At 70.7% G+C, this 22,062-nt stretch carries 18 protein-coding genes; 10 read left to right on the top strand and 8 right to left on the bottom strand.

The window, feature by feature from the left end; translation table 11 throughout:
- Positions 1 to 15: 15 nt before the first annotated feature.
- Positions 16 to 1,947, top strand: coding sequence for a S9 family peptidase (locus FB558_RS36700; RefSeq protein WP_142062152.1), 1,932 nt, complete (start codon positions 16 to 18; stop codon positions 1,945 to 1,947).
- Positions 1,948 to 2,127: 180 nt separating this feature from the next.
- Here FB558_RS36700 and FB558_RS36695 read toward each other — a convergent pair whose 3' ends face one another.
- Positions 2,128 to 3,450, bottom strand: coding sequence for a lysine N(6)-hydroxylase/L-ornithine N(5)-oxygenase family protein (locus FB558_RS36695; RefSeq protein WP_142062149.1), 1,323 nt, complete (start codon positions 3,448 to 3,450; stop codon positions 2,128 to 2,130).
- 225 nt (positions 3,451 to 3,675) lie between these two features.
- Positions 3,676 to 4,674, bottom strand: a complete 999-nt coding sequence (locus FB558_RS36690; protein WP_211367108.1) for a GlxA family transcriptional regulator — start codon at positions 4,672 to 4,674, stop codon at positions 3,676 to 3,678.
- A 145-nt stretch (positions 4,675 to 4,819) separates the two neighbouring features.
- Between FB558_RS36690 and FB558_RS36685 the strand changes: the two genes are divergently transcribed.
- Positions 4,820 to 5,251: a Rid family hydrolase gene (locus FB558_RS36685; RefSeq protein WP_142062146.1), complete on the top strand. Its 432-nt coding sequence runs from the start codon at positions 4,820 to 4,822 to the stop codon at positions 5,249 to 5,251.
- 994 nt (positions 5,252 to 6,245) lie between these two features.
- On the opposite strand, the gene FB558_RS36675 is transcribed toward FB558_RS36685, so the two are convergent.
- Genes FB558_RS36675 through FB558_RS36660 form a run of 4 tightly spaced genes read right to left on the bottom strand, consistent with a single transcriptional unit; the run spans position 6,246 to position 10,575 of the window.
- Positions 6,246 to 7,403, bottom strand: coding sequence for a mandelate racemase/muconate lactonizing enzyme family protein (locus FB558_RS36675; RefSeq protein WP_142062143.1), 1,158 nt, complete (start codon positions 7,401 to 7,403; stop codon positions 6,246 to 6,248).
- Positions 7,404 to 7,458: 55 nt separating this feature from the next.
- Positions 7,459 to 8,340 carry a carbohydrate ABC transporter permease gene (locus FB558_RS36670; RefSeq protein ID WP_170231717.1) on the bottom strand — a complete coding sequence of 294 codons (882 nt, stop codon included), beginning with the start codon at positions 8,338 to 8,340 and terminating at the stop codon, positions 7,459 to 7,461.
- Positions 8,337 to 9,287, bottom strand: coding sequence for a carbohydrate ABC transporter permease (locus FB558_RS36665; RefSeq protein WP_142062141.1), 951 nt, complete (start codon positions 9,285 to 9,287; stop codon positions 8,337 to 8,339). The genes FB558_RS36670 and FB558_RS36665 overlap by 4 nt, the downstream gene beginning before the upstream one ends.
- 10 nt (positions 9,288 to 9,297) lie before the next feature.
- Entirely contained in the window at positions 9,298 to 10,575 is a 1,278-nt protein-coding gene (locus FB558_RS36660) for an ABC transporter substrate-binding protein (RefSeq protein ID WP_211367107.1), read from the bottom strand.
- 200 nt (positions 10,576 to 10,775) lie between these two features.
- Between FB558_RS36660 and FB558_RS36655 the strand changes: the two genes are divergently transcribed.
- The gene (locus FB558_RS36655) at positions 10,776 to 12,299 is read left to right on the top strand and encodes an alpha-N-arabinofuranosidase (protein ID WP_142062135.1); all 1,524 of its coding nucleotides are present in this window, start codon (positions 10,776 to 10,778) and stop codon (positions 12,297 to 12,299) included.
- A 113-nt stretch (positions 12,300 to 12,412) separates the two neighbouring features.
- On the opposite strand, the gene FB558_RS36650 is transcribed toward FB558_RS36655, so the two are convergent.
- Positions 12,413 to 13,450, bottom strand: coding sequence for a LacI family DNA-binding transcriptional regulator (locus FB558_RS36650; protein ID WP_142062132.1), 1,038 nt, complete (start codon positions 13,448 to 13,450; stop codon positions 12,413 to 12,415).
- A gap of 288 nt (positions 13,451 to 13,738) precedes the next feature.
- Here FB558_RS36650 and FB558_RS36645 point away from each other — a divergent pair, with 288 nt between their 5' ends.
- Genes FB558_RS36645 through FB558_RS36630 form a run of 4 tightly spaced genes read left to right on the top strand, consistent with a single transcriptional unit; the run spans position 13,739 to position 17,314 of the window.
- Positions 13,739 to 14,383: an ABC transporter permease gene (locus tag FB558_RS36645; RefSeq protein ID WP_142062129.1), complete on the top strand. Its 645-nt coding sequence runs from the start codon at positions 13,739 to 13,741 to the stop codon at positions 14,381 to 14,383.
- Positions 14,380 to 15,549 (top strand): ABC transporter ATP-binding protein, encoded by a 1,170-nt coding sequence (locus FB558_RS36640; protein WP_142062126.1) that lies wholly within the window; start codon positions 14,380 to 14,382, stop codon positions 15,547 to 15,549. Before FB558_RS36645 ends, FB558_RS36640 begins: the two co-directional genes overlap by 4 nt.
- Entirely contained in the window at positions 15,546 to 16,349 is an 804-nt protein-coding gene (locus tag FB558_RS36635; protein WP_142062123.1) for an ABC transporter permease, read from the top strand. Before FB558_RS36640 ends, FB558_RS36635 begins: the two co-directional genes overlap by 4 nt.
- The gene (locus FB558_RS36630; protein WP_142062120.1) at positions 16,346 to 17,314 is read left to right on the top strand and encodes a glycine betaine ABC transporter substrate-binding protein; all 969 of its coding nucleotides are present in this window, start codon (positions 16,346 to 16,348) and stop codon (positions 17,312 to 17,314) included. Before FB558_RS36635 ends, FB558_RS36630 begins: the two co-directional genes overlap by 4 nt.
- A 183-nt stretch (positions 17,315 to 17,497) precedes the next feature.
- Here FB558_RS36630 and FB558_RS36625 read toward each other — a convergent pair whose 3' ends face one another.
- Positions 17,498 to 18,091, bottom strand: coding sequence for a TetR/AcrR family transcriptional regulator (locus tag FB558_RS36625; RefSeq protein ID WP_142062117.1), 594 nt, complete (start codon positions 18,089 to 18,091; stop codon positions 17,498 to 17,500).
- 164 nt (positions 18,092 to 18,255) lie between these two features.
- On the opposite strand from FB558_RS36625, the gene FB558_RS36620 reads away from it, so the two are divergent.
- The 3 genes from FB558_RS36620 to FB558_RS36610 all read left to right on the top strand — a co-directional run.
- Positions 18,256 to 19,521 (top strand): aminotransferase class III-fold pyridoxal phosphate-dependent enzyme, encoded by a 1,266-nt coding sequence (locus tag FB558_RS36620; RefSeq protein WP_246107032.1) that lies wholly within the window; start codon positions 18,256 to 18,258, stop codon positions 19,519 to 19,521.
- A gap of 64 nt (positions 19,522 to 19,585) precedes the next feature.
- Positions 19,586 to 21,202 (top strand): ABC transporter substrate-binding protein, encoded by a 1,617-nt coding sequence (locus FB558_RS36615; protein WP_142062114.1) that lies wholly within the window; start codon positions 19,586 to 19,588, stop codon positions 21,200 to 21,202.
- Positions 21,203 to 21,211: 9 nt separating this feature from the next.
- Positions 21,212 to 22,062 (top strand): ABC transporter permease (locus FB558_RS36610; protein ID WP_142062111.1); only part of this gene is annotated, 851 nt, incomplete at its 3' end.

Below are 22,062 nucleotides of genomic sequence, written 5' to 3'. Positions count from 1 at the left end.
GAGCTGGAGTAGAGGATGACTGCCACCACGCCGCGCGCGTCGACGCCCGAGCTGATCCCCGTCGAGGAGTTCTTCGCCGACCCGGAGTTCGCGAACCCCTCGCTCTCCCCGGACGGCACCCGCATCGCCTACCTCGCCCCCCACCGTGGACGGCGCAACGTCTGGATCCGCGACATCGACCAGACCCACGACGACGCCGTCCCCGTCACCCACGACACCCGCCGCGGGATCACCACCTACTACTGGACCGACGACCCCCGCTGGCTGCTCTACCTGCAGGACACCGACGGCAACGAGGACTGGCACCTGCACCGCGTCGACCTCGACGACCCGGACTCCCCCGCCGTCGACCTCACCCCGCTGGAGCCGGGGTCGCGGGTGGTGGGCGCGGAACCGCTGCCGTCCGACCCCGGGAGCGTGCTGGTCACGATGAACCGGCGCCCGCTGTTCTTCGACGTGTTCCGGATCGACGTCGCCGCCGGCGAGACGACCCTGCACCGGGAACAGGACGACCCGACCGCTTCCGTGCTGTTCGACCGCAGCGGCGAGCCCGCCTTCCGGACCGCGCTCGCCCCGGACGGGAACCTCGAGATCTCCGCGATCGACGCCACCACCGGACGGGTTCGGCTGCTGCGCCGCCTCGGCGGCGCCGAGCACCCCATGGGCATCCACCCCCAGGAGGTCACCGCCGACGGGAGGGGCCTGCTCGTCGGGTCCTACCAGGACGGCGACGACCTGCGGCTGGTCCGCATCGACCACGAGACCGGGCAGGAGACCGTCATCGCCGCCGTCGACGGCCACGACCTCGACATCAGCGGCACGATGCTGCCCGGCGTCCTCCCGCCACCGATCTACACGAGCAGGCGCACCGGCGAGGTCCTCGCCGCCCGCTTCGTCGCCGACCGCCCGCACATCGAGGTCCTCGACCCGCACTTCGCCGAGGTCCACGCCGCCCTGCAGGAGCTCTCCGACGGCGTGCTCGCCACGGTGTCCTCCGACGAGTCAGGACGACGCTGGGTGGCGACCTTCGTCCACGACCGCGACCCCGGCGTCACCTGGTTCTACGACCACACCACCGGCGACGCCCGGCTGCTGTTCCGCGCCTACCCGCACCGGGACCCCGACACCATGGCTCCCATGGAGCCCGTCGGCTTCCCCGCCCGTGACGGGCTGCCCCTGCACGGCTTCCTCACCCTCCCGGTCGGCGTCGAGCCGCGGAACCTCCCGCTGGTGCTGGTGGTGCACGGCGGGCCGTGGTCCCACGACGCCTGGGGATACAGCGGCGATGCGCAGTTCCTCGCCAACCGGGGCTACGCGGTGCTGCAGGTCGACTTCCGCGGCTCGCTGGGCCACGGGCGACGCCACGTCACCGCCGCGATCGGCGAGTTCGCCCGTGCGATGCACGACGACCTCCTCGACGCCGTCGACTGGGCCGTCGCGGGGGGCTACGCCGACCCCGACCGCGTCGGCATCTACGGCGGCTCCTACGGCGGCTACGCCGCGCTCGTCGGCGTCACCGTCACCCCCGACCGCTTCGCCGCCGCCGTCGACTACGTCGGCATCTCCGACCTCGCCCACTTCATGCGCACCCTGCCCCCGTTCACCCGGGCGTTCACCGTGAACAACTGGCAGCGCTACGTCGGCGACCCCGAGATCCCCGAGCAGGAAGCGGACATGCGGGCCCGGTCGCCGATCACGATGGTCGACCGGATCCGCACCCCCCTGCTCGTCGCACAGGGTGCCAACGACGTCCGCGTCGTCCAGGCCGAGTCCGACAACATCGTCGAGTCCCTGCGTCGACGCGGCATCCCGGTCGAGTACCTCCTCGCCGAGGACGAGGGCCACGGCTTCGCCAACCCCGAGAACCGGGTCCGGCTCTACCGCGCCATCGAGCGGCACTTCGCCGAACACCTCGGCGGCCGCCGCACCGACCCGCACCGCGCCTGAGGCCGCTCGCACGAGGCGATCCCGCTGTGCCGGCTGCCGGCGTTCCTGGAACGCGGGCGGCTCGCCACCCGCGTGCACGGCGCCTGCGTGGCGTTCGCCAGGACCGGGGACCCCGGCAGGGATCCGCACGACCCGCCGCGGTCGGCGGTGCACGTCTTCGCAGGCTGAGCGCCGGGGCGCCTACGCGCGCTCGCCGGCCGGGAGCAGCGACTCCGTGATCGACTGCAGGATCTCGGCGGACCGCACCGCGATGTTCGACAGCAACGAGGACGTGAGGCCGTGCGTGTGCTCGGTGCCGCCCTGGAGGTAGATCCCGCCCGGGAGCCGCTCCGCCTGCAGGCGGTAGTCCCGCGTGACCTGCGGCTCGTCGTCGAGGAGCTCCCGATCGCAGAGGTCCCCGAGGATGTCGCGCAGCGGCATCGGGTCGAAGCCCGTGGCGTACACCACGGCGTCGCAGTCGAGCGCGGTCACCCGTCGCGTCGGCTTGTGGACCACCTCCACGCGCACGCCGGCCGCGTCCTCCTGCACGGTGCGCACCCCCGATGCGCCGTGCATGAACAGCCGCCGCTCACCGGAGACCCGCTCGGCGTACTCCCGCCGGTAGAGGGTCTCGATCAGTGACAGGTCGACGCACGAGTAGTTCGTCGACCGGTGGTAGTCGAGGAGTTGCCTGCGCACGCCGGGATCGGCGGAGAAGAAGTCGTCGACCGCCGCGGGATCGAACACCCGGTTCGCGAACGGGCTGTCGTCGGCCGGGCTGTAGCCGTAGCGGGCGAAGACCCCGTGCACCTCGGCGGCGGCGAAGCGGTCGTGCAGGTACTCGGTGACCTCCGCCGCGCTCTGCCCCGCGCCGACGACCACGAATCGGTGGTGCCGCGGTTCGGGGAGTTCGTCGAGGTGCTCGAGCAACCGGTGGTTGTGGAACTGCCGCACCGAGGGACGGATCCCGTTCGGCAGTCGCGGCGTCAACCCGCCGGCGAGAACGACGTTCCGCGCGGGGAGGGCGACGGCACCACCGGGGCCGTCCACGTCGACCTCGAACCGGTCACCCGCGTCGCGCACCGCGAGCGCCCGGGTGGCGTAGCGCACCGTCGCCGACACCGATTCCGCCGCCCAGGACAGGTAGTCGTGGAACTCGAGCCGGGTGGGGAAGAAGGTCTGGTGGTTGATGAAGTCGACGAGCCGGTCGCGCTCGGCCAGGTAGTTGACGAAGCTGTAGCGGCTGCGCGCGTTGCGCTGGGTGGCCAGGTCCTTGAGGAAGGAGATCTGCATCGTCGTGCCGGGCAGGAGCATCCCGGTGTGCCACCCGAACTGCTCCTTGACCTCCACGAACTCGGCCCGGATCGGCCGCGCGCTCTCCGCGTTGTACTCCTCGATGGCGATGGCGAGGCCGAGGTTGGAAGGCCCGAACCCCACTCCGACGACATCGAGGGGCTCGTCGCCCCCGCTGTGCGGCTCCGCGATCCGGGGAGGCACCGCTTCTTCGGACATGACGACCGACATGATCACCTTTCTCCGACTGAGCGTAGCCTAGCCTAAGTGACCGACCGGCCACAGGCCGGCGACGGACATCACCGTGCGGCAGCCCCGAGCTCACCGGGCGCGCGGCCGGGAGCGATCACGGGCAGGCCGAAGCGCTGGACACGGATCACTGCCTACCTCACCACCGCGGGTAAGCCAGCCTCAGCTAACTTCGAGAGGCGCGCCTTCGAGCGCGGGCCCGGAGGGTCAGGCGCTGCGAACAGCCGACACGTCCTCGACGTCCGTGCCGCGCAGCCGCCGGTAGGCCGTCGGGGTCACCCCCACCTCCCGCCGGAAGATCACCCGGAAGTTCGCCGCGGTGCCGAACCCCGTCTCCGCGGCGATCCGCTCGACCGTCCAGTCGCCCGTCTCGAGCAGCCGGCGGGCGCGGATCACCCGCTGCAGCACGACCCAGCGCATCGGCGGCATGCCCTTCGCCCGCCGGAAGTGCCGGACGAACGTGCGACGCGACATCCGGCTGCGCTCGGCCATCCGCTGGACGGTGATCGGTGCGGCGAGGTCGCCGGTCACCCACTCCAGGGTGGCGCGCAGGTCGTCCCGGGCGCCCGGCCGCGCCATGTCGTGGTCGTGGTACTGCGGCTCCGCCGCGGACCGGGCGGGCGCCGAGACCACCTCGCGCGCGGCGTCGTCCGCGGCGACGGTGCCGAAGTCCGTCTCGATGAGGTGCAGGCAGGCGTCGACACCGGCGCTCGCGCCCGCCGAGGTGACGATGCGCCCGTCCTCGACCAGCAACCGGTTCTCGACGACGGCGACACCCGGGAAGGCGGACCGCAGCTCGCCGGAGTACCGCCAGTGGATCGTCGCGGTCCTCCCGTCGAGCAGGCCGGCGGCCGCGAGTGCGAACACCCCCGTGCACAGGGCCACGATCCGGGATCCCCGCTCGTGCGCGGCGCGCAGCGTGCGCAGGTACCACTCGGGCACCGGCAGGTGCGGCCCCTCGTAGCCCGGGACCACGACGATGTCGGCGAGCGTCGCGTCCTCGAGCGTGTGCGTGGCCCGGACCTCGGTCACCACGCCGTCGGTGGCCCGTGGACCCGATCCACCGGCACCGGTCTCCGCACCGCAGACGACGACCCGGTATCCGGGGTGGCGGCCGAAGACGTGTGCCGGGATCGTGACGTCCAGCGGGTAGAGGCGCGGCATCGCCAGGATCGCCACGACCGAGATGCCGTCTCCGGAGCTCACTCCGCCTCCTCACCGTCGTGACGAGGGTAGGCCCGAGCGGCACGATCCTTGCCATCGACGGCACGATCGAGCCTGGTTCGCGCCCACGAGGCCTCCGTAGCGTCGATCGCGGCAGAAGTTCCCGATCACATGCAGGGAGAGAGTCGTGAGCAGCGAGAACCGGGTCGAGTCGCACGGGGTCGCGTGGGAGGAGAGCTACGGGTACGTCCAGGCGGTGCAGCGCGGGGACACCGTCTACCTGTCCGGCCAGGTCGCGCACGACGGGCCGGAGCTCGTCGCGCCGGCGCCGGTCGGCCCGGACGGGCGGGTCACCGACTTCAGCAACACCGGCGCGCAGATGCGGCAGTGCTACGCCAATGCCGCACGGCTGTTGCAGCGGTTCGGCGCCTCGCTGGACGACGTCGTCGACGAGGTCCTCTACGTGGTGGACGCCGCCGCGGGCGACGCCGCTGCCGGTCCGGTCCGCAAGGAGGCGTACGGGCGGCCGGATCCGCAGGTGGCGAGCACGATGATCGGCACCCCGCGCCTGGCGTTCCCCGAGCTGCTGGTCGAGATCAAGATGGTCGCCCGGGTCTGATGGTCCGGGGCCGGGACGCCGGTGCCACCCGAAGGGGTCGACGCTGTTGACCGTGCCGCAACGGCACGGTGTCCGATGGGCCCGGAGGACCGACGACCCCCGCTGGCTGCTCTACCTGCAGGACACCGACGGCAACGAGGACTGGCACCTGCACCGCGTCGACCTCGACGACCCGGACTCCCCCGCTGTCGACCTCACCCCGTTCGGTCCCGGGTCCCGCGTGTTCGCCGTCGACCCCGAGACCACGGTGCCCGGCACGGTCCTCGCCTGGATGAACCCCCGCCCGCTGTTCGTCGACGTGTTCCGGATCGACGTCGCCACCGGCGAGACCAGCCCGCTCGTGGAGCGGACCGACGCGGCGGAGACCTTCCTCGTCGACCGGACCGGCCGGGCGTCCTGGTACCTGTCGCAGGACGCCGAGGGCACCTACGAGATCGCCGCCGCCGACCCCGACACCGGCAGCAGGCGGATCATCCACCGCGCCGGCGGCCCGGAGCACCCGATGGGCGTCTTCGTGCTCCCGACGCCGGACGGCAGCGCCGCGCTGATCGGGGACTACCAGGACTCCGACGACCTGCGGCTGGTGCGGCTCGACCGCGAGACCGGCGAGCAGACCGTGGTCGCCGCCGTGGACGGGCACAGCCTGGACACCGTGAGCGCGGCGTCGGACACCCTGCCGCCCACCGTCTTCGCCAGCCGCCGCACCGGCGAGGTCATCGCCGCCCGCTTCACCGGCGACCGCCCCCGCATCGTGCCGGTCGACCCGCACTTCGCCCAGGTCCAGGCCGCCCTGGAGGAGCTCTCCGACGGCGTCCTGGGCTGGGTGAGCTCGGACGTGGGCGAGCAGCGCTGGCTCGCGACCTTCGTCCACGACCGCGAACCGGGGACGACCTGGTTCTACGACCAGGCGCCTGGTACCCGCCGGAGCGTTGAGGTATGGGCGGACGTCCGTCGTGCTGCCCGCCACACCGGCGGCCCGGACCTGCTGACCGGATCAGCCGTGGAACCCGTCCCGCGCGTTGGCGCGCAGGTGGTCCACGTCGAAGTCGAGCCCCAGTCCGGGCCCCGCGGGGAGCGTGAGCCGCCCGCCCCGGTTGTCCAGCGGGGCGGTCAGGAACTGGTTGTAGCTGCTCAGGTCGTGGCGGCTCGATTCGATCCGGTAGAAGTTCGGCACCGTCGCCATCACGTGCCCGCCCGCGACGAGGTTGACCGGGCCCGCCGCGTCGTGGGGTGAGATCGGCACGTAGTAGGCCTCGGCCATGGTCGCGATCTTCTTCAGCTCGGAGATCCCGCCGGTCCAGGTGACGTCGGGCATCACGAAGTCGGCGAGCCTCCTCTCGAGGACCGGGACGAAGTCCCACCGGGTGTGCAGGCGCTCCCCCACCGAGATCGGGACGCGCACGCGCTCACGCACCTGCTCCAGGGCGTGGTAGCTCTCCGGCGGCACCGGCTCCTCGTACCAGTGGATGTCGCCGACCTCGTCCAGCGCCTGGCCGAGCCGGATGGCGGTCGGCACGTCGAACCGGCCGTGGGCGTCGATGAGGAGCTCGACGTCGGGGCCCGCGGCCTCCCGGATCAGCGCGGTCAGCGCGATGGCCTGCCGCTCCTCGGCGCGGCTCATCCGGCCGTCGAGGTAGCGGTCCTGCGCCAGCGGCACGCCCGGCCGGCTCGGGAACGGGTCGAACTTGATGCCGGTGTGACCGGAGTCGACGATCGCGCGGATCTCCTCGGCCACCCCCTCGGGGGCGCCGAAGCGTCGCTGGTCCGGGTGGGTGTAGATCAGCAGGTCGTCCCGGACCCGGCCGCCGAGCAGCTCGCAGATCGGCAGGCCGAGGACCTTGCCGCGGATGTCCCAGAGCGCGATGTCGACCGCGCTCACCACGTTCGTGCCCGCTCCGCGGCTGCCCGTGTAGGTGAACGCGCGGAAGATCTTGTGCCAGGTGTCCTCGATCCGCGCCGGGTCGTCGCCCGCGAGCAGGTCGGTCATCTGCCCGACCATGGCCGCGATGCCGCGGTTGGCCGTGGGCGTGGTCGTGGTGATCTCGCCCCAGCCGCTGATCCCCTCGTCGGTGCGCACCTCCACGAACAGGTACTCGCCCCATCCCGTGCCCTCGGACCCGACCAGCCACGGCAGCACCTGAGTGATCTTCAAGGACTTCGCTCCTCCAGCTCGAACTCGACGCGGACCGGCTCGCCCCGGCGGGCGCTCACCCCTTGAACGCCCCGTCCAGGATGCCCGCGACCATCCTGCGCCCGACGAGGACGAACAGCACGAGCAGCGGGAGGGTCGCCAGGAACGAGCCGGACATGGCCAGGCCCAGGTCGATCGTCCGCTCGTTCTGCAGGGCCTTGATGGCGATCTGCACGGTGAACCGCTCCGGTGACTTCAGCACGATGAACGGCCAGAGGAAGTCGTTCCAGGCGCTCACGAACCCGAACAGGCCGAGCACGAACGCCGCGGGCCGCACGATCGGGAAGGCGATCCGCCAGAAGATCTGCCACGTGCTCGCCCCGTCGATGCGGGCGGCCTGCATCAGCTCGTCGCTGATGGTCGAGCTGATGTGCTGGCGCATCCAGAAGATCCCGAACGCGCTCGCGAGCCCCGGGACGACCAGCGCCTGCAAGGTGTCGACCCAGCCGAGCCAAGAGATGATCATGTACTGCGGGATGACCGCGAGCTGCGTCGGCACCGTCATCGTGAGCACGACGACCAGGAACAGCGCGTTGTTGCCGCGGAAGCGCAGCTTCGCGAACGCGAACCCGGCGAGCGCGCACAGCACCGCGTGCCCGACGCCGATGGACGTGGCGACGAACAGGCTGTTGAGGATCGACTGCAGGAACGGCACCGTGTCGAACACGAGCCCGGCGAGGTGGAAGAAGTTCCCGCCGGGGACGACCTCCGGCGGCATCTGCGTCGCCGTCGCCGAGTCGGTGGAGGCGACGATGAACATCCAGTACAGGGGGAAGAGGCACAGGAACGTGGCGCCGCCCAGCAGCAGGTAGTTCCACCACCGGACGCGCCCGAGCCGGCCCTGGTGGCGGCCGCGTCCCGGAGGTGCCCCGGTGATCGGCGTCGGCTCCATCGTCATCGGTCCGCCCTGATCCGGCTCGACAGCAGGTAGTTGACGAGGGCGGCCACGATCACCATCACGAACAGCGCGACGCCGATCGCCGAGCCGTAGCCGAACTCGTACTGGCCGAAGCCCTGCTCGTAGAGGAACAGCGAGAGCGTCTGGCACTGGCGCACGGGCCCGCAGGTCAGCACGCCTCCCGAGATCAGCAGCGGCTCGGTGAAGACCTGCAGCCCGCCGATCGTCGACGTCACGACGGTGAAGATGATCACCGGTCGCAGCGACGGGATCGTGATGTGGACGAACTGCTTCCACCCGCCGGCCCCGTCGATCGACGCCGCCTCGTACACGTCGCGTGGCACCGCCTGCAGCGAGGCGAGGTACAGCAGCGTCGTGTAGCCGAACCAGCGCCAGGCCACCATGATCGCGATCAGCAGGTGGCTCCCCCAGGTCGTCTGGACGAAGTCGAACGGTCCGAGCCCGAGGAAGCCCAGCAGCCAGTTGAGCAACCCGTAGTTCCGGTCGAACAACTGCGCGAACACGATCACGGTGGCCGCGACCGACGTGATGTAGGGCACCAGCATCGACATCCGGAAGAACAGCGCGAACCGCAACCGGGCGTGGTTGAGCACGTGCGCCAGCAGCAGCGCCAGCGCCAGCTGCGGGATCGTCGACAGCAGCCAGATGCTGACCGTGTTGGTCGTGGCGTTCCAGAACCGCGGGTCGCCCAGCATGCGGGTGAAGTTGTCCAGCCCGATGAAGGTCTGGTCGCCGATCGGGTTCCAGTCGAACAACGCGACGTAGAAGGTGAACAGGAACGGCAGGAGCCCGAAGATCCCGAAGAGCACGAAGAACGGGGCGATGTAGGCGTACGGCGTCAGGCTCTCCACGAAGGGGAGCCGCCACCGCGGCCTGTCGGTGCCCACCGGTGCCGGGATCTGCCTGCCGGGCAGCGTGGTGGTCATCGGCGGAGGGTCACTGTCCGATGGCCGTGCGGATGTTGCCCACCGCCCGGTCCCAGGCCGTGGCCGGATCACCGCCGGTCTGTTCGACGTCGACGAGCGCGTTGAGGAACTCCGCACCGATGGTCGCCGTGTCCGGGCCCATGTGGAACGGCTCCAGCCCGAGCACCGCCTGGGTGTAGATCTGGCCGATGGGCGCCCCGGAGAAGAACGGCTCGGTCTCGCCGACGAGCTGCGGGTCGTCGTAGACCTCCGGGGTGGTCGGCAGCGTCCCGACGTCGAGGAAGTGCGTCAGCTGCCGCTCCGGCGCCTGCATCTCCTTGATGTACGCCCAGGCGGCCTCCGGGTTCTGCGCGCGTCGCGGGATGGCGAGGTAGCTGCCGCCCCAGTTGCCCGCGCCACCCGGGATCGTGGCGATGTCCCACTTGCCCGCGGTGTCGGGCGCGATCCGCCGGAAGCTGTTCAGCATCCACGAGGGTGCCGAGACGACGGCGTAGTCACCCCGGGGCAGGGCGGCGTTCCACCCCTCCGACGCGTAGGAGAGCTTCGCGGAGATGTCCGCGTCGATCGCGCGCAGCGCCAGGTCGAAGGCCTGCTTGACCTCGGGGTTGTCGGCGTAGATGGGGTTGCCGGCGTCGTCGTAGTACTTCTGCGACACCTGGTTGACGGCCTGGTAGAAGACGCTGGTCGGCACGTTGTCGACGAACGGCTTCCCGGTGGCGTCGACGTAGCGCTGTCCGGTCGCGATGAAGTCGTCCCACGTCGGCCACAGCGCCGAGACCGACTCCCGGTCGGTCGGCAGCCCGGCCGCGGCGAACAGGTCGGTGCGGTAGGCGACCGCCAGGCCGCCGACGTCGGTGGGGATCCCGATGATCTCATCGCCCGCTGCGGTGGCCTGCGCCATCACCCAGTCCAGGTAGTCGCCCTTGATCTCGTCGGCGCCGAACTCGCGCAGGTCGTAGAAGTTCTGCGGCTGTTCGAGGAACTTGGGCAGGTCGTCGCCCTGGATCAGCACGAGGTCGGGCACCTTCCCGCCGGCCAGCGCGGTCGTCAGCGCCTGCGCGGTCTCCTGGGAGCTGCCGACCTCGGTGAGGCCCACCTGGATGTCGGGATGCTTCTGCGTGTACTGGTCGACGGACCGTTGCTGGTCGATCCCGGACATCGACCAGAACTCGAACGACTTCCCGTCGCCCCCGCCCCCTCCCCCGCCGGCGGCGGAGCCGGGACTGCAGGCGGCGGTCATGGCGAGCGCTGCGGCGGCCAGGAGCGTGGCAGCAGTGCGGAGATTCACAGCGGTGTGCCTCCAGATAGGCGGTGTGCAGGTCATGGCGATCGCAGCTGCTCGAAATTTTCGACGTCTCACGGCCCGGCGGCGTCCTACAGCTACGGCGCCGCATGACGTCGAGCACGGTATATCGTCAAACCTCGCCTTGTGAAGACACCCCGACTCGAACATCCGAACCGAAAGTTTCGGAAACTGGGAGGACCCGCATGCCCGCGTCCAGCGCTCACGTGGTCGTCGATCTCGACGTCTCCGGCCCGACGATCAGCAAGCACCTCTACGGCCATTTCGCCGAGCATCTGGGACGGTGCATCTACGGCGGCTTCTGGGTGGGCGAGGACTCCGCGATCCCGAACGAGGGCGGTCTCCGCCTCGACGTCGTCGAGGCCCTGCGCGCTCTCGACATCCCGAACCTGCGCTGGCCGGGCGGCTGCTTCGCCGACACCTACCACTGGCGCGACGGCATCGGCCCGCGACAGGACCGACCGATCACGGTCAACTCGAACTGGGGTGGCGTCGAGGAGAACAACCACTTCGGCACCCACGAGTTCATGGCCCTCTGCGAGCTCCTGGGCGCGGAGCCCTACGTCAACGGCAACGTCGGCTCGGGCACCGTCCAGGAGATGAGCGAGTGGGTCGAGTACCTCACCCGCGACGGCGGCTCACCCGCGGTCCGGCTGCGCAAGGCCAACGGACGGGACGCGCCGTGGAAGGTCCGGTTCTGGGGGATCGGGAACGAGGCCTGGGGCTGTGGCGGGCACATGCGCGCGGAGACCTACGCCGACCTGGCTGCGCGCTACGCCACCTTCTGCCGCGATCACGACGGCAACCGGCTCCACCGGATCGCCGCCGGCGCCGCCGACGACGACCTGAGGTGGACCGAGGCGCTGATGAAGACCGTCAACTGCCTGGGGTGCACATCCACGCCCCGCGACGTGTTCCAGGCGATCTCGTTCCACTACTACACCCACGACGGCGACGGGATCGCCACGAGCCCGGCCGTGGAGTTCACCGACGAGCAGCACTACCGCACCATGCTCAAGGCGGCCGACATCGACCGGGTCATCGCCGGGCACAGCGCGGTGATGGACGCCTACGACCCGCTGCGGCGGATCGGCCTGGTGTGCGACGAGTGGGGAACCTGGTGGCGGGCCGAGCCGGGCACGAACAAGGCATTCCTGCACCAGCAGAACACCTTGCGCGACGCGCTCGTCGCGAGCCTGCACTTCGACATCTTCCACAAGCACGCCGCCCGGCTGCGGATGGCGAACATCGCCCAGACCGTCAACGTGCTGCAGGCGATGATCCTCACCGATGACGACGGCGGTCTCGTGCTCACCCCGACCTACCACGTGTTCGAGATGAACAAGGGGCACCAGGACGCGGCCTCGGTGCCGGTGCACGTCATCGACGGGCCGGCAGCGGTGACAGTCGGCGACGACGAGCTCGACGTGCTCTCGGTGTCCGCCAGCACGAAGGACGGCACCGCGCTCGTCTCGATGAGCAACCTCGCGCTCGACACCGGCACGACCGTGCGCCTGGACCTGCGCGGCCGGGAGATCACCGCGGCCCGGGCCCGCATCCTGACGGCCGACAAGCCGCACGCCCACAACACGATGAGGGCCGGGGACGCCGTGGCACCGGCCGAGTTCCCCGTCGAACTGGAGTCCGGCCGGCTGACCGCGGTGCTCCCACCGCACTCGTTCGCCACCGTCGCGCTGGATCTGGCCTGACCCGAGCCCACCTTGGAGCCGTACTGCTGTCCGCAGGCCCGGAAATCAGCAGTACGGCTCCAAGGTGCGACGGGGAGTAGGTGCGACGTGGAGTTGCGCGCCTGCGATGGCCGTCAGGACCTGCGGGTGGACTCCCGCTGCACGATCCGCGGCTGCGGCATGATCACCCGCGCGGGTACCGGCGCCGGGCGCGACGCGATCCGCTCGACCAGCAGCTCGCAGATCGCGTCGGCCATCTCGGCGTTCCCGGGCTCCACCGTCGTGAGCGCGGGAGTGGTGAACCGGCTGTGGTCGACGTTGTCGAAGCCGACCACCTGCACGTCGTCCGGGACCCCGCGGCCGGTCTCGGCCAGGGCGCGCAGCGCGCCGATCGCCGACGAGTCGGTCAGGGCGAAGACCGCGTCGAACGCGACCCCGAGATCGATCAGCCCGCGCGTCGCCGCGTAGCCGTCGGCGACCGCGAACTCGCAGGAGACGATCAGCTCGTCGGCGACGTGCAGCCCGGCGGCGTCGTGGGCCTCGCGGTATCCGCGCGTCCGCAACTCCGGCATCGACTCCTCGCTCCCGACGACGCCGCCCAGCAGCGCGATCCGCCGCGCTCCCGAACGGATCAGGAGCTGGGTCGCCAGCCGCGCCCCTCCGACGTTGTCCATCAGGACGTGGTCGAACCGGGCGGGAACAGCGCGCTCCCCGATCAGCACCACCGGCGTGTCGACCCGCAGCTTCTCCAGATCCGCGGCGTCGCCGGCCACGACGCTGAGCACGAACCCGTCGTAGCTGCTCAACCGGGCCGCGGTCAACGCGTCCAGCTCCGCGGCCCGGCTCGCACCGGTCCGCTCGACCGCCAGCCGCAGCCCGTGCGCGGCGAACCGGTCCCCCAGCGCGGCTGCGAGCTCCGCGTAGTAGTCCGGGGAGAAGCCGGGCACCGCGAGGCCGACCGTCCCCGTCCGGCCCACCCGCAGGTTCCGGGCCGTCATGTTCACCTGGTAGCCGAGCTCGTCGATAGTCGCCAGCACCCGACGCCGCGTCGACTCGCTGACCCGCTGCGAACGGCCGTTGAGCACGTTCGACACGGTCATCGTGGAGACCCCGGCCCGCTGGGCGACCTCGGTCATGGTCACGCCGGCCCGCCGACGCGCTGCTCCGCTCACCCGTCACCTTCTCCGCCGCCCTGGCGGACAGCCTACGTAACGACTGGGTCACCGATGCCCGGCCGCGCCGCGCGCGGGACGACCCCGCGCCGACCGGAGGCACGTCCGCGTTACTGCAGGTCGTGGGCCTGGGCCCGGGCGGGAGCCGCCATATCGGCGGGGATGCGGTGGGTGATCGGCGGCGCCGCCCCGACGTTCATGGTCAGCATCTGCGGGCGGACCGCAATAGGGTTCGCGAACCGCCGGGCCGAGCCACGGCCGGCGAACGGTAGGGGAGGTGGTCGGAGGGTGAGCCTCTGGCAGTACATCGCCGAGCGGTGGGACCGGCTGTCGTTGCAGTCCTGGCTGCACGTCAGCGGTGTCGTCCAGTGCACGATCCTCGCCGCGGTGATCGGGGTGGGTGTCGGGATCCTGGTCTACCGCAGCCCGGCAGGCTCCGCCATCGCGACGGCGCTGTCCAGCACGGTCCTGACGATCCCGTCCTTCGCGCTCCTGGGTCTGCTGATCCCGGTCGTCGGCCTCGGGGTGACGCCGAGCGTGATCGCCCTGACCCTCTACGGGCTGCTGCCGATCGTGCGCAACACGATCGTCGGGCTCTCCGGGGTGGACCCGTCGGTGTCCGACGCGGCGAAGGGCATCGGGATGGGGCGGGTGGGCGTGCTCACCCGCGTCGAGCTGCGCCTGGCCTGGCCTGCGATCCTCACCGGGATGCGCGTCTCGGCGCAGATGCTGATGGGCATCGCGGTGATCGCCGCGTACGCCAAGGGCTTCGGCCTGGGTTCCGAGGTGTTCTCCGGTCTGACCCGCGCGGGGTCGGCCAACTCGTTGAACCAGGCGCTCGCCGGCACCCTCGGCGTCGTCGTGCTCGCCCTCGTCCTCGACGCGATCTTCATCCTGATCGCCCGCATGACCGTGCCGAAGGGGATCCGATGACCGGAACACTGCAGGAGCCGACCGAGCAGGGTGTCAGCGGCGCCGAGATCTGCCTGGACAAGGTGACCAAGAGCTACCCCGGCACCGCCGCCCCCGCGGTCGAGGAGTTCAGCATGACCATCCCCGCCGGGAAGGTCGTGGTGCTGGTGGGCCCGTCCGGCTGCGGCAAGACGACGACGATGCGGATGATCAACCGGATGGTCGAGCCGACGTCGGGCACGATCACCATCGGCGGCCGGGACGCGTTGCACATCGACCCCGACCAGCTCCGCCGCACCATCGGCTACGCGATCCAGCAGGTCGGGCTGTTCCCGCACTACACGGTGTCGCAGAACATCGCCTTGGTGCCCGGGCTGCTCAAGTGGGACAAGAAGCGGATCGCCGACCGGGTCGAGGAGATGATGGACCTCGTCGGCCTGGACCCGAAGACCTTCGCGAACCGGTTGCCGGCGCAGCTCTCCGGTGGCCAGCAGCAGCGCGTCGGGGTGGCGAGAGCGCTCGCCGCCGACCCGCCGGTGCTGCTCATGGACGAGCCGTTCGGTGCCGTCGACCCGATCACCCGCGGCAACCTGCAGGACGAGCTCATGCGCCTGCAGTCCGAGCTGGGCAAGACGATCGTGTTCGTCACCCACGACTTCGACGAGGCCGTGAAGCTCGGCGACAAGATCGCCGTGCTGGGTGACCGCTCGACCATCCAGCAGTACGACACCCCGGACGCCATCCTGGCCAACCCCGCCAACGACATGGTCGCGGGGTTCGTCGGTTCGGGCGCCTCGCTCAAGCAGCTCACCCTCACCCGGGTGCGGGACGTCGAGTACGACAGCGACGCGGTGCTCGCGGTCGGCGACCACGAACGTCCGGCGGCCGTCATCGAGAAGCTCGAGAAGGCGGGCAGCGCGTACGCCTTGATCCTCGATGCGCGCCAACGCCCCCAGCGCTGGGTGCACATCCGGGAGCTGCCGGGCCGGCAGTCGCTCGACGGCGCCGGCAAGCCCGTGGGTGACTCGGTGTCCACCCAGTCCACGTTGCAGGACGCGCTGGAGGCGATCCTCACCGAAGGGGGCCGGGCGGTCGTCACGGGGAACCGCGGCGAGCTGCTCGGCACGATCGACATCGACACGGTGACCAAGGTGATCGCGAATCTCCGCGAGGAGCACAACGCATGACGGCCGTCGCGGAAACCCTGCCCGGCGTCAGCGGCACCCGGTCGACCCCGCAGCGGCCGAGCGTCGAGGCGCGGTCCAACCGGCTGCGGCTGTTCATCCAGCCGATCGCGGTCGTGGCGATCGTCGGGGCCGTCGTGGTCTGGGCGCTGAGCAGCGACCTCAACGCGAACGAGCGGGAGACCCTCAACCTGCCGACGATCCTCACCCTGACCGGCCAGCACGTGCTGATCACCCTGGTGGTGAGCGTGCTGGTGGTCGCGATCGCGATACCGCTGGGCATCGCGCTGACCCGGCCGATGTTCAAGCGGCTGAGCCCCGTGTTCCTGGTGATCGCGAACATCGGTCAGGCCGCGCCCGCGCTGGGCGTCATCGTCCTGTTCTTCCTGTGGTCGGGCATCGAGGGCCTGTGGGCGGTGTCGATCCCGCTGGTCTTCTACACCCTGCTCCCCGTTCTGCGGAACACGATGGTCGGCATCCAGCAGGTGCCCGCGGCGCTGATCGACGCGGGCCGCGGCGTCGGGATGTCGGCAACGGGCGTGCTGATGCGGGTCGAGCTGCCGCTGGCGGTCCCGCTGATCCTGGCCGGCCTGCGGACGGCGTTGGTGCTGGCGGTCGGCACGGCCACGCTGGCGTTCTTCGTCAACGGCGGCGGGCTCGGCCAGCTCATCGACACCGGGTACAAGCTGCAGCTCAACTCCGTGATGTACGTCGGCGCGGCGCTGGCGATCGGGTTGGCGCTGCTCGTCGACTGGCTCGGCGGGATGGCCGAGCGCTGGCTCGCGCCGAAGGGGGTCTCATGAGACGGCGGGCGGCGGCGCTGGTGGCCGCAGCGATGCTCGTCGTGACCGGTTGCGGGCTGTCGCAGAACACCGCCATCCCGTTCACCGTCACGCCCGGCACCATCACGCCGGTTCCCGCGCTGGAGGACGCGACGATCACGGTGGGCTCCAAGGACTTCACCGAGCAGATCCTCGTCGGCTACATCGCCGAGCTCGCCCTGTCGGCAGCGGGGGCGAACGTGCGCGACCTGACGAACATCCAGGGATCATCGAACTCGCGGCTCGCGCTCCTCAACGGGGACATCGACCTGACCTGGGAGTACACCGGTACGGGCTGGATCAACTACCTGGGCAACACCGAGCCGATCCCCGACGAGCAGGCGCAGTACGAGGCCGTCCGGGACGCCGACCTGGCCCAGAACGGGGTGCGCTGGCTGCCGTACTCCGAGCTGAACAACACCTACGCGTTCGGGGTGACCGAGGCCTACGCGCAGGAGCACGGCCTGCGCACGACCTCGGACATGACGGCGTTCCTGCAGGAGAACCCCGACGAGGCGATCTTCTGCGTGGAGACCGAGTTCGCGAGCCGGCAGGACGGCCTGCCCGGGGTGCAGGCCGCCTACGGCTTCCCGACCACGGAGGTGAAGACCTTCGGCACCGGCGCCATCTACGCGGGCATCGCGGGCGGCACCTGCAACTTCGGTGAGATCTTCACGACGGACGGCCGGATCGCGGGCCTCAACCTGCGGGTGCTGGAGGACGACCGGAAGTTCTTCCCGCAGTACAACATCTGCGTGGTGCTCCGGGAGGAGACCTACCAGCGCTATCCGGAGATCGAGCAGGTCATGCAGCCCGTCGCGATGGCGTTGACCAACGACGAGATGATCGAGCTGGGGAAGCGGGTCGACGTCGACGGCGACGACCCCGGGATCGTCGCGAAGGACTGGATGGTCTCCAAGGGGTTCATCGGCGCCGACACCGCCTGATCGACCCGGAGGGCGGTTCCTCCCCCTCCCCCTGAAGCGCCGGAGGCCGGTGTCCGAGATCGCCGGACACCGGCCTTCCCACGGGGACCGACGATCCGGGGCTGACCGGGTCCGGTGCCGCGACTCGAGCGGGAACGCGGGCCCCAGCCGTCCGAGGGGACGGCATGAACGCGACGGTTGGGGTCAGCTGCTCGAGATCCGCGCGAGGAACCGCGACACCAGGGCGACCTGGTGCTCCGGGGTCATCCGCTCGGGATCGATGATCGCCTGGATCGACAGGGACTCGATCAGCGCCTTGATCTCGTCGACGATGAGGCTCGCGTCCGCGTCGCGGCACACCTCGCCCGAGTCCTGCGCCTGGGCCACGAAACCACCCCACAGGACGCGCGAACGGGCGTTGGACGTGCTGCGGATCTCCCGGAGGTGCGCGTTGCCGACCGAGTGCCCGAGGAAGCTGACGTCGACGTGGGCTTCGAGGAGCCGTTCCTCGTCGAGCGGGAGTGCTTCGAGCATGGCGAGCCGGAGGGCGTCCAGGCTGCTCCGCCCCTCGGTCGCCTCGACGATCCGGGCGCGCGCCCGGGCGAAGGCCAGCAGGTGGGCCGAGATGAGGATGTCCTCCTTGTCCTTGAAGTAGTGCGTGAGCACCCCGACCGAGTGGCCCGCCTCGTCGGCGATGCGGCGGATCGTCGTCGCGTCCAGGCCGACCCGAGCGATCACCCGCCACGTCGCCGCCAGCACCTCCTGCCGGCGTTGGTCGTGATCGACGATCTTCGGCATGGATCTCCTCGGGTGGGGTCTCGGGCTCGAGGCGAGTGCGGCGGGACGGCGACGCGCTCGCACGCCGTCCCCGTGGCACTTCACACGAAGATAATCCGCCCTTAAGGTATTCCGAACGTTCGAACTAAATCCTAGCCGCCTGGCCCAGCCACCGAGGAGACCCCGTGACCCTTGCTGCCGATCCCCCACTGCGGCGGTCGCGTCACGACCGGGAGCTGCGCGGCCGGGCGGCGAAGGTCATCCCCGGCGGGATGTACGGCCACATGCTCGCGAACGAGCGGACGATGCCGCCGTCCTTCCCGCAGTTCTGGGCGCGCGGCGAGGGCGCCCACACCTGGGACGCGGACGGCAACCGGTACGTCGACTTCCTGTGCGCCTTCGGCCCGATGCTCCTGGGCCACCGCAACCCGCTCGTCGACGACGCCGCGTCCCGCCAGGCGGCCATGGGCGACACGCTGTCCGGCCCGAGCCCGCGGATGGTCGAGCTGGCCGAGCTGCTGACCTCGGCGATCGGCCACGCCGACTGGGCGATGTTCGCCAAGAACGGCACCGACGCCACGTCGACCGCCGTGCGGATCGCGCGCGCCGCGACCGGCCGCACGAAGCTCCTCAAGGCCGCCGTCGCCTACCACGGCGCGAACGACTGGTTCACCCCGCGCTACGCCGGGGTGACGCCGCAGGACCGGGCCAACATCGTCGAGTTCGCCTACAACGACCCCGCGTCGCTGGAAGCGGCCGCCGCCGCCCACGACGGCGACGTCGCCGCGATCATCGTCGCCCCGTTCCGCCACGACGCGTTCGTGGCGCAGGAGCCCGTCGACCCCGCGTTCGCCAGGGCCGCCCGTGCCCTGGCCACCCGCATCGGGGCGGTGCTCGTCCTCGACGAGGTCCGCACCGGCTTCCGGCTCGACGTGCGCGGCGCCTGGGAGGGGCTCGGCGTCCGACCCGACATGACCGCCTTCTCGAAGGCCCTCGCCAACGGCTACCCGATCGCCGCGCTCGTCGGTGCCGACGCCCTGCGCGCCGCCGCCTCCGAGATCTACGTGACCGGCTCCTTCTGGTACTCGGCGGTGCCGATGGCGGCGGCCATCGCCACGGTGCAGCACGCGATCGAGATCGATGCGCCTGCGCTGATGAAGGAGCCGGGCGAGCGGTTCAGGGCCGGGCTCGAGGCGCAGGGCGACCGGTACGGGTTGCCCGTGCGCCTCACCGGACCGGTGCAGATGCCGCTGCTGATTTTCGCCGACGACCCCGACAAGTCCACCGCGTTCGCGTTCACCGACGCGGCGGCGCGGCGCGGCGTCCTGCTGCACCCCTGGCACAACATGTTCTTGTCGACCGCGCACACCGTCGAACTGGTCGACGAGGTGCTCACGCTGACCGACGCCGCCTTCGCCGAGGTCGCCGCCGCGCGCCGCGCCGGCTCCTGACCGCCGCCACTCGCGCCGCTCCCCCGTCCCCCGCCGGAACCGGCACCACGAAGGAGACACCCCGATGAGTCCGATCCACTCGCGCAGGGCCAGGAAGTCCCGGGCCGGCGCCGCACGGGCAGCCGCCGCCGTCGTGGTCGCCCTCGGGCTGACCGCCTGTTCGAGCACCGGTCCGGCGACGCAGGAACGCACCGGCATCATCCTCGGCCGGGCGATGGACGTCACCACCCTCGACATCTCCCGCTCGCTGTGCGACACCTGCCAGATCTACAACGCGGCGGTCTACGAGACGCTGCTGCGGGCGAGCCCCGACGGGGGCCTCGAACCCCTGCTCGCCGAGAGCTGGACGGCGAACGCGGACAACACGCAGTTCACCTTCACCCTGCGCCCCGACGCCGTGTTCTCCGACGGCTCCCCCGTCGAGGCGAAAGACGTCGAGTGGTCCTGGGAGCGACTGAAGAACCTGGCCGGATCGCCGAGCTACTTCATGTCCGGCATCTCCGACGTGCAGGCGCCGGACGCCCGGACGGTCGTGGTGACCTCGGAGCTGCCGAACTCGGCGTTCTTCAACATCACCTCCAGCGGCTACACGGGCATCATCAACTCCGACGTCGCCGCGGCGAACGGCGCCACCGCGGACGCCGACGCGGCGTCGACCGACCGTGCCGAGCAGTGGTTCCTCGACAACTCGGCAGGCAGCGGCCAGTACGTGCTCGACTCCTACGCCGAGGGGTCGCAGCTGGTGCTGCGGCGCAACGACGCCTACTGGGGCGAGACGCCGAACTTCAGCGACGTCACCATCAAGGAGGTCACCGACTCCTCCGCCCAGCTCCAGCAGCTGCAGCAGGGGGACATCGACGTGGCGATGCAGCCCAGCTTCGACGCGCTGGCCCAGATCGAGAACGACCCGACGCTCGCGACCGAGGTCGTCCCGTCCTCGAACTTCGTCTACCTCGCCCTGTCCCCGGGCAAGCCGGGCGGCGAGGCCCTCCAGGACCTGCGGGTGCGTGAGGCGATCCGCAAGGCCATCGACTACACGTCCGTGATCGACGCGACCGTCGCGGGCAACGGGGAGCGGCAGGCGACCGCCATCCCGAACGGCTTCGAGGGCACCGAGGGTCTGCCCCTGCCCGAGTACGACCCCGAAGGCGCCAAGGCGCTGCTCGCCGAGGCCGGCTACGGCGACGGCCTCGCGCTGCAGGCCGTGTACCCGAACTTCACGATCTACGGCGTCTCCTTCACCACCATGCTCCAGTCGATCCAGCAGTCGCTGCAGGGCGTCGGGATCCAGCTCGACCTCCAGCCCCTGGAGTACCAGGCCTGGGCCGACCGCCTGGCCGATGGCATCCCGGTCACGGCCGTCTACTTCGCCCCGGACCACCCGGACGCGATCCAGTACGTCCAGTACTTCGGGCTCGTCGAGGGTTCGACCTGGGCCGAGCGGGCCGGCCTGCCGGTGAACCCCGAGGAACAGCGACTGGCGGCGGCCGCGCTCGCCGAGACCGGCGAACAGCGCACCGCGATCTACCGCCGGCTGGCCGAGCAGATGTACGGCGACGCCGTCATCCTTCCGGTCGTCAACCCGAAGTACCTCCTCGCCAGCTCGGCCGACGTCACCGGCAACAACATCGACATCACCCGCAACCTCGACCTGACCCGCATCCGCTTCGTCGCGGGGTGACCCGAGCCGATGATCCGTTTCGTCGCCAAGCGCCTCGCCCTGATACCCCTGCTGCTGTGGGGGATCGTGACCATCGCGTTCCTGCTCTCGCACACCGTCGTCGACAACCCGCTCGCCTCGATCGTCGGCGAGCGCAACCTCGGCAACCCCGACGTCGTGCAGGCGGCCACCGAACGGTGGGGGCTCGACAAGAGCCTGCCCGAGCAGTACGTCGCCTACATCACGAACCTCCTGCAGGGCGACATGGGAACCTCGTTCCGCACCAAGGCCCCGGTGGGCGCGGACCTCGCCGAGCGCCTTCCCGCCACGCTCGAACTCGCCGCCATGGCCCTGCTGTTCGCGATCGTGCTCGGAACCCTGCTGGGCGTGCTGGCCGCCCGGATGAAGGGAAAGGTCGTCGACGGCGTGGTGCGGGTCCTCGCGCTGCTCGGGTCCTCGCTCCCGGTCTTCTGGGTCGGGCTGGTCTTCCTCTTCCTCTTCTACGCCACCCTCGGGGTCGCCCCCGGCCCGGGCAGGCTGTCGGCGCGGGTCATCCCACCCCCGGACCTCACGGGCTTCTACACCGTCGACGCCCTCCTCGCCGGGGACTGGCCGCTGTTCGTCGACGCCTTCCAGCACCTGCTCATGCCCGCCCTCATCATGAGCCTCGCGCTGCTCGGCACCGTGATCCGCATCGTGCGGTCCCAGATGCTGGAGGAGCAGGGATCGGACTACGCCCGCACCGCCCGGGCCAAGGGGATGACGCGCAGCCAGGTGCTCAACCGCCACGTCCTGCGGAACGCGATCACGCCCGTGATCACGATCGTCGGCGTCTCCGTCGGCCTGCTCATCATGGGAGCCGTCCTCATCGAGACGATCTC

Source organism: Pseudonocardia kunmingensis, assembly GCF_006716445.1.
Lineage (GTDB): Bacteria > Actinomycetota > Actinomycetes > Mycobacteriales > Pseudonocardiaceae > Pseudonocardia > Pseudonocardia kunmingensis.
Note: the sequence above shows the minus strand (reverse complement) of the source record. Positions and strands in the feature narration are given on the sequence as shown.

What these genes read in the sequence shown, in the direction of transcription:
- FB558_RS36695 (WP_142062149.1), bottom strand. Translation starts at nt 3,450, where the DNA reads ATGTCGGTCGTCATGTCCGAAGAAGCGGTGCCTCCCCGGATCGCGGAG.
- FB558_RS36635 (WP_142062123.1), top strand. Translation starts at nt 15,546, where the DNA reads ATGACGGCCGTCGCGGAAACCCTGCCCGGCGTCAGCGGCACCCGGTCG.
- FB558_RS36640 (WP_142062126.1), top strand. Translation starts at nt 14,380, where the DNA reads ATGACCGGAACACTGCAGGAGCCGACCGAGCAGGGTGTCAGCGGCGCC.
- FB558_RS36665 (WP_142062141.1), bottom strand. Translation starts at nt 9,287, where the DNA reads ATGACCACCACGCTGCCCGGCAGGCAGATCCCGGCACCGGTGGGCACC.
- FB558_RS36630 (WP_142062120.1), top strand. Translation starts at nt 16,346, where the DNA reads ATGAGACGGCGGGCGGCGGCGCTGGTGGCCGCAGCGATGCTCGTCGTG.
- FB558_RS36670 (WP_170231717.1), bottom strand. Translation starts at nt 8,340, where the DNA reads ATGACGATGGAGCCGACGCCGATCACCGGGGCACCTCCGGGACGCGGC.
- FB558_RS36625 (WP_142062117.1), bottom strand. Translation starts at nt 18,091, where the DNA reads ATGCCGAAGATCGTCGATCACGACCAACGCCGGCAGGAGGTGCTGGCG.
- FB558_RS36615 (WP_142062114.1), top strand. Translation starts at nt 19,586, where the DNA reads ATGAGTCCGATCCACTCGCGCAGGGCCAGGAAGTCCCGGGCCGGCGCC.
- FB558_RS36655 (WP_142062135.1), top strand. Translation starts at nt 10,776, where the DNA reads ATGCCCGCGTCCAGCGCTCACGTGGTCGTCGATCTCGACGTCTCCGGC.
- FB558_RS36700 (WP_142062152.1), top strand. Translation starts at nt 16, where the DNA reads ATGACTGCCACCACGCCGCGCGCGTCGACGCCCGAGCTGATCCCCGTC.